The organism is Anaerophaga thermohalophila DSM 12881 (genome assembly GCF_000191885.1).
Classification (GTDB): domain Bacteria; phylum Bacteroidota; class Bacteroidia; order Bacteroidales; family Marinilabiliaceae; genus Anaerophaga; species Anaerophaga thermohalophila.
Genome location: NZ_AEWI01000109.1, coordinates 1 through 12,850, shown reverse-complemented (window position 1 = coordinate 12,850; position 12,850 = coordinate 1). Strand labels below are relative to the sequence as shown.

At 40.3% G+C, this 12,850-nt stretch carries 13 protein-coding genes; all 13 read left to right on the top strand.

The features are described 5' to 3' along the window. The first annotated feature begins 1,221 nt into the window (after positions 1-1,221). The 13 genes from ATH1_RS0116000 (at position 1,222) to ATH1_RS0115930 (ending at position 12,556) form a co-directional block, all read left to right on the top strand. Positions 1,222-3,630 (top strand): SLBB domain-containing protein, encoded by a 2,409-nt coding sequence (locus ATH1_RS0116000; RefSeq protein WP_010424132.1) that lies wholly within the window; start codon positions 1,222-1,224, stop codon positions 3,628-3,630. A gap of 224 nt (positions 3,631-3,854) precedes the next feature. Beyond that, positions 3,855-4,985 (top strand): Wzz/FepE/Etk N-terminal domain-containing protein, encoded by a 1,131-nt coding sequence (locus ATH1_RS0115995; RefSeq protein WP_010424130.1) that lies wholly within the window; start codon positions 3,855-3,857, stop codon positions 4,983-4,985. Positions 4,986-5,081: 96 nt separating this feature from the next. Beyond that, entirely contained in the window at positions 5,082-5,438 is a 357-nt protein-coding gene (locus ATH1_RS0115990) for a four helix bundle protein (RefSeq protein WP_010424127.1), read from the top strand. A 205-nt stretch (positions 5,439-5,643) separates the two neighbouring features. Continuing rightward, the gene (gene cysQ / locus ATH1_RS0115985; protein ID WP_010424124.1) at positions 5,644-6,438 is read left to right on the top strand and encodes a 3'(2'),5'-bisphosphate nucleotidase CysQ; all 795 of its coding nucleotides are present in this window, start codon (positions 5,644-5,646) and stop codon (positions 6,436-6,438) included. Between the two features lie 840 nt (positions 6,439-7,278). After that, on the top strand, positions 7,279-7,581 hold the full coding sequence (locus ATH1_RS0115975; RefSeq protein WP_010424122.1) for a nucleotidyltransferase domain-containing protein: 303 nt from the start codon (positions 7,279-7,281) through the stop codon (positions 7,579-7,581). A 3-nt stretch (positions 7,582-7,584) separates the two neighbouring features. Beyond that, positions 7,585-8,082 (top strand): hypothetical protein, encoded by a 498-nt coding sequence (locus ATH1_RS0115970; protein WP_010424119.1) that lies wholly within the window; start codon positions 7,585-7,587, stop codon positions 8,080-8,082. Then, entirely contained in the window at positions 8,075-8,410 is a 336-nt protein-coding gene (locus ATH1_RS21530) for a hypothetical protein (RefSeq protein WP_010424116.1), read from the top strand. Before ATH1_RS0115970 ends, ATH1_RS21530 begins: the two co-directional genes overlap by 8 nt. Positions 8,411-9,001: 591 nt before the next feature. After that, positions 9,002-9,211, top strand: a complete 210-nt coding sequence (locus tag ATH1_RS0115960; RefSeq protein ID WP_010424112.1) for a hypothetical protein — start codon at positions 9,002-9,004, stop codon at positions 9,209-9,211. Next, positions 9,195-9,467, top strand: coding sequence for a type II toxin-antitoxin system RelE family toxin (locus ATH1_RS0115955; protein WP_010424109.1), 273 nt, complete (start codon positions 9,195-9,197; stop codon positions 9,465-9,467). The genes ATH1_RS0115960 and ATH1_RS0115955 overlap by 17 nt, the downstream gene beginning before the upstream one ends. Positions 9,468-9,972: 505 nt before the next feature. Next, positions 9,973-10,692: a TIGR04255 family protein gene (locus tag ATH1_RS0115950; protein ID WP_010424106.1), complete on the top strand. Its 720-nt coding sequence runs from the start codon at positions 9,973-9,975 to the stop codon at positions 10,690-10,692. A gap of 409 nt (positions 10,693-11,101) precedes the next feature. Then, positions 11,102-11,476: a hypothetical protein gene (locus tag ATH1_RS0115945; protein WP_010424104.1), complete on the top strand. Its 375-nt coding sequence runs from the start codon at positions 11,102-11,104 to the stop codon at positions 11,474-11,476. A gap of 468 nt (positions 11,477-11,944) precedes the next feature. Beyond that, positions 11,945-12,184 carry a DUF433 domain-containing protein gene (locus tag ATH1_RS0115935; protein WP_010424097.1) on the top strand — a complete coding sequence of 80 codons (240 nt, stop codon included), beginning with the start codon at positions 11,945-11,947 and terminating at the stop codon, positions 12,182-12,184. Between the two features lie 9 nt (positions 12,185-12,193). Next, entirely contained in the window at positions 12,194-12,556 is a 363-nt protein-coding gene (locus tag ATH1_RS0115930) for a DUF5615 family PIN-like protein (RefSeq protein ID WP_010424094.1), read from the top strand. Positions 12,557-12,850: the final 294 nt, after the last annotated feature.

Sequence of the window (12,850 nt, the reverse complement as noted above, 5' to 3'; positions counted from 1 at the left end):
TGCGCATTTTTTTGTTTTTTGGGTGGCATTTTTCACAAGTTGGGTTAAAAAATCAATTATGATGTTGTCAATTTCACGAATTATTGCGGATGTCTAAAAACACTGTAAAACTCTGTGTAATTCATTGTTTCACAGAGTCCCACGGAGTAGGCACACAGAGTCTCACAGAGTAAAAAATTAATCTGTTTAGACGCCCTCTTTTGAAGTGGTTGCGCCGTTTAAGAAAGGGGCTGTCTAAAAATTCCATTTTTCTCTGTGAATCTCTGTGATGTGCTCCGTACACCTCTGTGTAACTCTCATGTCTTAGACCAAACAAACAATTAGAATCGACCGCCGACTTTAATAGTGGATCGCACCTCCTCTCTGAGTCACTTCACTGTCAAAAGTTTTTGTTATTTTCTGCTTTTTCCAGTGCCATTTTTAATAAATTTGTGCTCCGAAATAATGGCTATGTTCTGAATATAATTTTTCAGTGCCATAAGCGTTTGTAAAGTGGAGATGATTTGTTTCTCCAGTACATTGTTGACTGTCACTTATGGATGCAATTGTTTTATACAAGCACCATGGGAGTCAGGAAACGGTAGTGTGTTCAGACGTTAAGTAGTGTCTGTCCATAAAGTATTGCTGTGAGATGGCAGTTGATTGCAAAAGTTTTCATGAAACATTGTGGATTAACACCCTGACCTGGACAAGCCAGAGCCAAAAATAACTAAAAAGCTAAAGTCATAATTTGTCGGATTAGCTAATTGCTACGCAATTATTTTTTGTCGTCAACGAAACGAGCATGACAAAGATTGCCTTAATAGATTAATAGATTTAAGATTTAAGATGAAACGAGCATGGCAACGTTTGCCACAACAGGAAATGTATAAAACTCAATCATGCGAGTTCCATCCGACCTTAATAATTAAATTTTATACGGATGAAACGACTGGAAAGAGTTCGAGAACACTCTAAAAAATCAATTATGATGTTGTCAATGACACGAATGACTGTCGCATCAAAGATGCGACTAAATTCGTGTTAATTAGCGCAAATTCGGTGATAGAAACAACAAATGGCGCAGCCATTTTTATAAATATTTTGCCAAAAAATACAACAAAATTAGAGATAAGGTACTAAAAATGTTCCGCTAATATTGTTATTTTGAAACCTGATTCTAACCATCTAACCATCTAACCATCTAATACAGCCATCTAATCATCTTATACCATTGTCGATATGCGTAAAATCATCATTCTTCTTATGCTGACCATTTTATCCGCAGTTGCTACAAATGGATATTCACAGCAAAACGTTAACCCTTCGCAGGTAAGGATATCCGAGTTGTCAGACAGTCAGGTTCGACAAATATATAACGAAATTATGGGCCGTGGGCTTTCTGAGCAACAGGCTGTTTCGCTGGCAATGGCACGTGGTTTTTCGAGACAGCAGATTGATGCACTTCAGCGCCGGTTTGAAGAGCTTGGTTTGGGCCAACAGAGTGTTGCAGACACAACGCGCGCTTCATCCGGGTCTGTTTTATATGATCAGGAGCTTTCCTATAAATCGGAAATTGAACCATCTGAAGAGGAAAGAAGATTATTCGGATTTAATTTTTTCAATTCGGAACGTTTAACATTTGAGCCCGGAGTGAATTTGCCGGCCACCGATTCCTATATTATTGGTCCGGGGGATGAGATATCCATCGATATTTGGGGTGCTTCGGAGCAAAGTTATCAATTGATGGTTGATAATTCCGGAAATATCAATATCCCAAATGCCGGGGCGGTGGCTGTCAGTGGTCTGACCCTGAAGCAGGCCAGAAAAAAAATATTCGATAAACTTGTACTGATATACCGTGAACTTGCCGGAGATCAGCCACGGACCTTTGCCAATATTTATCTGGGACAAATCAAACCAATAAAAGTACATGTGATAGGAGATGTATTTGCTCCGGGCAGCTATACACTTCCGGGCACTGCTACGGCGTTTAATGCGCTTTATCTGGCAGGCGGCCCCGATATGAATGGTTCGTTCAGGAGCATAAAAGTTATTAGGGATGGCAGAGTTATTAAAGTTCTCGATGTTTACAATTATCTGATTAACGGGAATACAGAAAATAACATCACTCTTCGCGATGATGATGTGATAATGGTTCCTTCCTATCTAAACAGAGTCAGAATTGGTGGCGAATTTAAGCGAACCGGAATTTTTGAGGCCAAAGAGGGAGAAACGGTGGGCGACATGATTGGTTATGCCGGTGGTTTTACCGACAGAGCCTACAATGAGCGGGTGGAAATATTCAGGAATGAGTCGCGCCGGATTCTCTTTAAAAGCGTAACTAAAGAAGCGTTTGCACAGGAGCAGGTAGAAAACGGGGACAGTATTTCGGCTGGTGAGTTGACCGAAAGAGTCGAAAACCGTGTCATTATTGAAGGGGCGGTGATGCGGCCTGGAAATTATGAACTTGAGGAGGGACTTATGCTTTCCGATCTTTTGAGAAAGGCCGACGGGCTTCGTGAAGATGCTTTTATGCAACGTGGACAGATTCTTCGTCTCGATGAGAAACTTCAATTACAGAATATCCCTTTCAACGTGGAAGCTTTGATATCGGGAAGATTTGATGTAGAATTAAACCGTGAAGATATTGTAACCATCTATTCTATCGACAGTTTACGACAGCAACGCACCCTGGAGATCAGGGGGGAAGTGGCTTTTCCCGGCAATTACGACTATCGCGACGGAATGACACTGTCAGACCTGGTGGCTCTTTCAGGTGGTTTTCTTGAATCTGCATCCAGCTCTTACATTGAAGTTGCCCGCCGGCTGAGCTACGAAGAGGCTTCAAATTATCAGATGCGGACGGGACATTTGTTTCAGTTTTCCATATCCCGCGATCTGGAGCTGAATGAACAGGATGAACAGTTTGAACTCCAACCCTACGATAAAGTATATGTGCGTAGAGCACCTGGTTTTGTGCAGACAGGAACCGTCAGAATAAACGGAGAGGTGATCTATGCCGGTGAATTTAATATTTCCAACCGACAGGAGCGGGTGTCGTCGGTAATAAAAAGAGCCGGTGGACTTACACCCGATGCTTTTCCCGAAGGGGCCATGCTGACACGTAAAGTGGACATCGATCCCAAAGTAAAACGTCTGAGGGAACAATTGATGGAACAGGATACCACCTTACAGTTTAATGACCTTGGTTTTGAAGTGGTGGCTGTTGATCTGAAACAAGCGCTTGCAAATCCTGGCAGTCGCGATGATATCTTCCTGAAAGACGGAGACGAGTTAAGGATTCCCCGGGAACTGCAGACGGTAAGAATTGCCGGAGAAGTACTCAACCCCAATAGTACCCCTTTTATACAGGGAGAAGGACTACGCTATTATGTGAACCAGAGCGGAGGCTTTTCCGATGATGCCAAGAAAGGAAAGGCTTATGTGGTTTATCCCAATGGCAAAGCAGCAGCAACTACAAAGTTCCTCTTCTTCAAAAATTATCCGGAAGTCCTTCCCGGGAGCGAAATTGTAGTGCCGGCCAAAAAACAGCGCGAACCGCTGCCTGCAACTGCCTGGATCAGCATAGGCAGCAGCGTGGCCTCACTCGCCTTGACCGTGGTGACGATTGTTAATGTTGTTAATTAATTAGAAGTGTCTTTTCTTAGTGCAGGAATATGTTAAATATGTTAAATATGTTAGCCTGTTAGCCTGTTAAAATGTTAGCCTGTTAATCTGTTAGGTTGTTAACAATCCTAACCTCCTAACAATCTAACATCCTAACATCCTAACACCCTAACACCCCTAACCCTCTAACAACCTAACAATCCTAACAATTCTAACAATTCTAACAATCTACCACCCCTATTCGCATGGAACAAAACAACAATACCTCCCCGGAGCGCTCCATCATCAAGGATGATGAGATTGATCTTATAGCATTGGCGCATACAATTTGGGACAGTCGAAGAACCATCTGTTACGCCGTTGCAGTGGCCATTATTATTGGTTTGCTGGTGGCTTTGCTCAGTCCTGAAAAATACAGCGCATCGGCAACCATATTACCTCAGACTGAAGGGAAGAACAATCTGGGCGGTCTTGGTAGTTTAGGTGGCCTGGCAAGCATGGCCGGAATCAACCTTAACTCCGTCATGGGAGGCGGCAGCGGTATTCAACCCGATTTATATCCCCGTGTCATTCAGAGCTATCCCTTCCTGAACGACCTGGTGCATCACCCTTTCGACTACGAAGAAGAGACAGAGCCGGTTTCTATTTATGACAAGATGCTAAAGGATACAGTTCCCGGTTTTGGTGCGTCTCTTGTAAAATATACCATCCGGTTACCCTGGACCATTAAAAATGCAATTTTTTCCAAAAAAGAAGAGTTGAGCCCTGGTATTGAGAATCCTGGCGCTTCCGAAATAAAAAGGATGAGCGAAGAAGAAAAGGAAATTTTTGAATCGATGATGGAAAAAATAACAGTTGAGGTGGATGACGAAACCGGACTTGCCACAATATCGGCGGAGATGGAAGAGCCGTTGCTTGCCGCGCAGGTAGCTCAGGAGACAGTGGAGCTGCTTCAGAAATACATCATAGCTTACAAAACCCGTCAGGCCCGCAACAATCTTGAATTTATAGAAGCACGCTACAATGAAAAGAAAGCTGAATTTGAAGCGGCAAGAGCTGCCTTTTTCAACTATCGCGATCGCAACCGAAACGTAATTCAGGAACGTACCGATATGCGTTACCAGGAGCTGAGTGATGCCTATAATCTGGCTTCGCAGGTTTATCAAAGCCTGGCCGAACAACGTGAGCAGGCCGAAATAGCGGTAAAACAGGATACGCCAGCATTTTCGATTATCGAGCCGGTGAAGGTGCCCCTCGAAAAATCGGCCCCCAAACGTACTCTTATCATGGTTGTGAGTGTCTTCCTCGGTGGATTTATCGGACTTGGAATTATTTTTGGACGAATGGTGTGGAGGAAGGTTAAAAAAGCATGGTAGAGATGAGTGTAAGGCTAAGGTTAAGGTTAAGGCTAAGGTAAAGGTTAAGGTTGAGGTTAAGGTAAAGGTTGAGGTTAACAAGGTAATGCTATTGGTATGTATTCCAGCTTTATAGAAATGCCGGTTTGGCAAAAATCGAATCAGCTTTCCATAGATGTTTTTTACCTCACTATTAATTTACCAAAGGCTGAAGATTATGGTTTAACTTCTCAAATAAGGAGATCTTCTAATAGTGTTGCAGCTAATATTGCTGAAGGCTTTGGCAGAAGAACAAAAAAAGATAAAGCCTGTCTTTACGTTGTTGCACGCGGTTCTGCATTTGAAACACAAAACCATTTAATTTATGGCCTTAAAGTTGAGTATTTTAATAAGAATGAGGCAGACCAACTTATTCAAGCTTACAATAATCTCATTTATGAGCTTAATAAAATAATAAGGTCTTTGAATGAATGAGCCCGCTCTAAAAAGCATATTTGTTGCCTGACTTGTTGTTGTTTTACTTTTTGAATCTTCATTAACAATGAGTTAACTTTGGTGAGAAAATTTTAAACGTCTTGATTTTAACAAAATATTCTCAACCTCAACCTCAATCTGAACCTCAACCTGAGTCTCAACCTTAATCTTAAAAAGTGGTTAATAAATACTAAAACAACCTGTTTTGAACGAAAAAGAACTAACCATTGCCATCCATGCCGCCATCCTGGCAGGCGAAGAAATCCTGAAGATTTACGAAGATTCTTCACAGGATTTTTCCATCGAAATGAAAAGCGATGACTCACCGCTTACCATTGCCGATAAGCGAAGTCATGAGGTTATTGTTAATGTCCTCGAACCAACGGAACTGCCTGTTCTTAGCGAGGAAGGAGCTCCAATTCCTTTTTCCGAACGGCAGAAGTGGGCACGCTTCTGGCTCGTTGACCCGCTTGACGGAACCAAAGAGTTTATCAGGCACAGCGGTGAATTTACCGTCAATATAGCACTGGTGGAAAACGGACAGGCATTGGGCGGTGTTATCTATGTTCCGGTTACTGAGACGCTTTATTTCGGGTGGCCGAAGCATGGTGCCCGGAAAATCCGGGATATTACGTCAGCAAATCTGGATGGATTGATAAACCGTGGCGTATCTCTGCCCTTCGAAGGCCATAAATCAAAATATACAATTGTGGCTTCGCGATCACACATGAATCCGGAGACGAAAGAATACATCGATCGCATCCGGCATCAGTTTGAAGATGTGGAGGTCATATCTGCGGGCAGCGCATTGAAGATTTGTTTGGTTGCCGAAGGCAAAGCCGATATCTACCCTCGTTTTGGCCCGACTATGGAATGGGATACAGCCGCCGGTCATGCCATTGCCAGATATGCCGGTAAAAACATTTTTCTCACCGACGAAAAAACAGAACTGAGCTATAATAAAGAGAACCTGCTGAATCCATGGTTTGTGGTAAAGTAAACTCAATGAAAAGAAATCACTGACTAATAAAGGCTAAGGCTAAGGTTAAGGCTGAGGTTGAGGTTGAGGTACCAGCAACAAGAAATCCGAAAACAGAACTCAGAACTCAGAACTCAGAACTCAGAACTCAAAACTCAGAACCCCCTTACCCGCACCCCCTGACCCCCTAAAGGGGGAACCCCGGCGCGCAATGCCCGGCACATATCCAGATTGAGGTTGAGGTTGAAGATTCACCACAGATAACACAGATTTTTAATGATCAATTATCAATAGAGGCTAAGGCTAAGGTTAAGGTTAGGATTTGCTGAATAACACTTATATTATTAATAATAAATTGTTTACATTTTATAGTTCCATTTAAGCTGCAAGGTTTTTCATGCAAATCTTTAAAAATGTTTGCACTTGTAAATGTTGAATGTCAACATATCACAATTCAAAAGAATGTCACAATAATGAACGGTTTTAACTATTAAAAAGGCGCGGTGGCCTGTCCGCTTTCCGGGCCGGCGGATGGCGGGAAGCCAAAATGGGCGATGTTCACGGTCTTGCGCAATGGCCGGAAATTTTGGCTTTCGCGGGCAGATAGGTTTAAGCGGACTAGACCTTTTTGGTTCTTTTTGGGGCAATGCCAAAAAGAACAATTGAAACGAGCATGACAAGGTTTGTCACAAAAGAACATGTATAAATCCTTGCATGCGAGTTCCATCCGACCTTAATAATTAAATTTTATACTGATGAAAATAAATTTGAAACAGGCTGCTGACTTTTTTAGCAGCCTCTAAGGTTAAGGTTGAGCAACCAGCATAAGAACTCAAAACCCGAACCCACCAACAAAAAAAAATGCGCTTAACATCTCACGAAATAAAAGCGATCAAAATAATTGCCAATAAAATTTTTGGTCAACAGACGACAGTGTTTCTTTTCGGATCCAGAGTTGACGACATGAAAAAAGGGGGCGATATCGATCTTCTGATTGAATGCCTTGATAAAAATAAATATACAATTGAAAATAAAGTCCGGTTTCTTGCGGAGTTAAAACAAGAGATAGGTGACCAGAAAATTGATGTGGTATTCGACAGTGGCATTACAAGAAATAAAAAGCAGTTTTATAACTCGATTATAAAAAATAAGGTGGTTCTATAGTTCATGGAAACCAAAGAAGAAAAACAGGATAAACTTGATCAGGCAGTGCAACTTTGCCAAATTCATTGCGAACGGATGAATTTTGCTCGTGGTAAGCTACAGCACTACTTCCCTTTGACCAGAGAAAGGTTTCTGCAAATGGAACCTGAAAAAATGAGTTATTTCGATCAGTTGATCTTCCGGTTTTCAAAGTTGCAGGATAGTATGGGGAAAAAGTTGTTTCCTTCTCTTCTGAACTATCTTGAAGAGGACACACGAGGTATACCGTTTATAGATATTCTTGAAAAATTGGAAGAACTTCAATTCCTGGAAAGCAAAGATAAATGGATTCAATTGCGTGAAACCAGAAATATTGTCACACATGAATATCCTTTTGTCACACAGGAAGTTATTGATGGCTTGAATTTACTGAATAATCACAGCAGAGATTTATCTGATATATGGAAATTGATGAAGGAAAAGATTAGAAAAGTCAGTAGAAATTCGCCCGGAATTGATTAAGGCTAAGACTGAGGCTGAGGCTAAGACTGAGGCTGAGGTTGAGGTTGAGGTTAAGGTTGAGGTTGAGGATTCACCACAGATGACACAGATGACACAGATTTTTAATGATCAATTATCAATAGAGGATAAGACTAAGGTTGAGGTTAAGGATAAGACTAAGGTTGAGGTTGAGGTTGAGGAACCAGTAACAAGAAACCCGAAAACAAGAAACCCGAAAACTCCTTTACCCACACCCCCTCGACCCCCTAAAGGGGGAACGCCGGCGCGCAATGCCCGGCACATATCCAGGTTGAGACTGAGGTTGAGGTTGAGGATTCACCACAGATGACACAGATGACACAGATTTTTAATGATCAATTATCAATAGAGGATAAGGCTAAGGTTGAGGTTGAGGTTAGGATTTGCTGAATAACATTTAAATTATTAATAATAAATTATTTACATTGCATAGTTTCATTTAAGGTGCAAGATTTTTAATGCAAATCATTAAAAATGTTTGCACCTGTAAATGTTGAGTGTCAATAGATCGCTATTCAAAAGAATGTCACAACAATGAACGATTTTAACTATTAACAAGGCGCGGTGGCCTGTCCGCTTTCCGGGCCGGCGGATGGCGGGAAGCCAAAATGGGCGACGTTCATGGCCTTGCGCAATAGCCGGAAATTTTGGCTTTCGCGGGCAGCCAGGTTTAAGCGGACCAGACCTTTTTGGTTCTTTTTGGGGCAATGCCAAAAAGAACAATTGAGACGAGCATGACAAGGTTTGCCGTAATAGATTTTTAGATTTAAGATTTAAGATGAAACGAGCATGGCAAAGTTTGTCTCAAAAGAACAGGTATAAAACTCAATTATGGGAGTTCCATCAGGCCAATGACTTAGACTTGTTTTATACTGATGAAAAACATTAAATAACAATAACAATGCTTGAGATTAAGAAAACATACCTGACTGATGAAAACAGAAAAACTGTTGCTGTCCAGTTAGATATTGAAACCTTCGAAAAAATTGAACAAGTGCTTGAAGATTATGCTTTGGGTAAATTGATTGAAGAAAACAATACCGCAGATAATCTTTCTGTCAATGAAGCCAAGGAATATTATAAACACTTGAAAAGTGGGAATCAGTCTTAAGTATAATAAGACCTTTCTGAAAGAACTTGCAAAAGTTCCCCCAAGGCAAAGAATGCGGATCGAAAAAATCGTTTTTGTTGATATTCAACATATTGAAAGGCTGGATGAGATTCCTGGTCTGAAGAAGCTCACCGGATTTGATAATTATTTCCGAATTCGGTTTGGGGATTATAGAGCCGGAATCAGGATTGAAGAAAACCAGTTAATTTTCGAACGGCTCCTTCATAGGAAAGATATCTATAAGTATTTTCCTTGAGCAGGGAATGATGCTAAGGTTGAGGATTCACCACAGATGACACAGATGACACAGATAACACAGATTTTTAATGATTAATTATCAATAAAGGCTAAGACTAAGGTTGAGGTTAAGACTAAGGTTGAGGTTGAGGAACCAGCAACTCAACAACCAGCAACAAGAAACCCGAAAACAAGAAACCCGAAACCCTTTTACCCGCACCCCCTGACCCCCTAAAGGGGGAACGCCGGCGCGCAATGCCCAACAATCAGCACATATCCGGGTTAAGGTCAAGGTTGAGGTTGAGCAACCAGCACGAAACTCAAAAACAGGAAACTCAGAACTCAAAACCCCGAACTCAAAACCCAGAACTCAAAACCCCGAACTCAGAACCCAGAACCCTTTTAAAAATGAAACGACCAAGGCAAGGATTGCAACATCAAGAATATGTATAAACCCTTACATGCTAGTTCTATCAGACCTTTTAAAATAAATTTTATACGGATTAATAAATCGGTTGAACAAAATGAGTAAATTACCAAAAGCACCTCTCGTAGAAGTGGTTACTGAGTTAAGATGGAAAATAACCAGCAAAGAAGAATTAGCCGGTGTGCAATACCTTTACGGCGACTTGTATAACGAGTTAAAACAGAAATACCCCTTTCGCGAAAGTATTCTTCCGGTGGAGGTGCCGATAGAAATGACATTAAATCAACCTGTTCACCGTTTTAGGTCCGAAAAAGGAGGTTATCCCCTTTTGCAAGTCGGACCGGGTATTATTACGCTTAACACTATAGACGCTAAATATTACTGGGAAACTTTTTTTGAGGATGCCAAAGAATTAATACAAACATTCTTTACTATTTATTCACCAAATAATACCATGGCACCTGCTCTTTTATATATCGATTTTTTCCCGTTTGATTTTCATGAAAATAACGTGCATGAATTCATAAACCGGAAATTCAATGTTACTTTCGGCCAGTCGTTTCTCGAAACCGAAAAATTGCCTACTGATTTCAATATGGGATTTGCTTACAACATGGATTTGGGTGACTTGCGCGTTAACTTTCAGAAGGGAAAAAATAAAGGCACCGAAGGAATTTTATTGCAAACCCGCCTAAATGGCAATCCGGATCAGCCTAATATCGAAATTATTAACAACTGGCTAAAAGAAGCACACTCACTTTTGAGTAATCTTTTTAAACAGTTAACTCAAGGCGAGTTGTACGAATCATTTAAATAAAAAACGATGAAACGAGCATGGCAAGGTTTTCCACAATAAGAATATGTATAAATCTTACATGCGAGTTCCATTCGACCAATAACATAGACTAATTTTATACGGATGAAACGAGCATGACAAAGATTGTCACAAAAGAACATGTATAATTAACCTTTAATCATCTAAGAAACCAAAAACAGGTAACAGATTCTTCGTCGTTACCTCCTCAGAATGACATTAGACAGTCTGTCATTCTGAGCGGAGCGAAGAATCTAAAATCAATTAAAGAATAATAAGTTGCGCCATTCCAATAACATAGACTAATTTTATACTGATGAAACGAGCATGACAAAGATTGTCACAAAAAAACATGTATATAATCAATCATGCGAGTTCCATCAGACCAATAACATAGACTAATTTTATACTGATGAAAACACTTTTTATGGAAGAAAAAAATACGGCCAGCCTGATACAAAACCAATGGCCTGTTCAAGAATTTCAGATTTCTTCGGTTTTTTATCACACACCCTTAAAATATTTAATGTGGGACCTCAAAGCTTTACAAGATTCACCCTTTATTAAAAAAGAAATGATTGGTACCACTATTTTTACGAATAACCTCATTGCACTATCCGAAACCGAAGAAGATGATTCTGAAATTGGATACTTCAACGACGATTACGATATTGTTGCAAGAGTTCCTTTTAAAGAAACCTTTAAGGTAAAAGTGAAAATCAGAAGCATTACCAGACTTCAGCCAAAAGTTTTTATCGACACTGATGAATTAGATCAACAATTTTAATATGGATTATCCCTGGTACTCAGTAATAGAACAAGATAATGATTTGCAACAAGGTGATTTTATAATCAATTGCCCGGTAATTATTCCACCTGCTGCCACCATACCGCGAACACCTCTCCCAGGCCTTCGCTCGCTATTTTATGCGTGTCGGCCTTCCGCAAGACATCGCCATAGAAGGCTACTATTGACTAATAACTAATAATAAAGGCTGAGACTGAGGCTAAGACTAAGGTTGAGGTTGATGCTAAGGCTAAGGATTCACCACAGATGACACAGATGACACAGATTTTTAATGATCAATTATCAATAGAGGATAAGGCTAAGGTTGAGGTTGAGGTTAAGCAACCAGCACAAACTCGAAACTCGAAACTCGAAACTCAAAACTCAGAACCCTGAACTCAAAACCCGTTGCATATCCTGTAATTTGTTTGTATATTAATAAACAAACAACAAAAATCTTTAAAAGTTATGGGCAAAAACAATTTTTTAGACAGAATTACAATAAATCCTGAAATATGTCACGGGAAGCCTTGTATAAGAAATATGAGGTGGCCCGTGGAGGTGATTATTGATATGTTAGGTTCTGAAATGAGTATTGATGAGATTATAGAAGATCATCCGGAACTCGAAAAAGAGGATATTCTTGCTTCTTTGAATTTTGCCAAACTATACATGTCAGGAATTTCTGTTAATCAGGATGTTGCTTAAGTGAATTGCATGAAGTTTCTTTGTGATGTGCACATACCTCTTAAATTGGTAAAACTATTACAAGAATCAGGTTTTACTGCAATGCACGTAAACCAATTACCCGATAAATGGTGCACACCTGATACTGAAATATGTCGTTTTGCTGATGCCGAAAATTTTATCGTTGTTACTAAAGATGCAGATTTCAGAAATAGTTTTTTCGTGAGAAAATCGCCTCAAAAACTCATAAAAATTAATTTAGGTAATATATCTAATAAGAAACTGTTGAATATATTTTCTGAAAATGTTAAGGTCTTCAAAGGTCTTCAACATCTTTCATCTTTTATGATTGAAATTGACAATAAGGATATGAAACTTACAAAATTGGATTAGTCTGATTTTTGCAAAAACTGAAAGGATAGTTTGGCAATCGTTTGGCAATCATCTGAATGCAACGTCAGGCTGTACACAAATGATTCAACTAACCAGCAACACGAAACTCAGAACGCGAAACTCAAAACACCTTTACCCGCACCCCCTGACCCCCTAAAGGGGGAACGCCGGCGCGCAGCACCCGGCAATTAGCACATACTCAGGTTGAGGTTGAGGATTCACCACAGATGACACAGATGACACAGATTTTTAATGATCAATTATCAATAAAGACTAAGACCGAGGTTGAGGTTA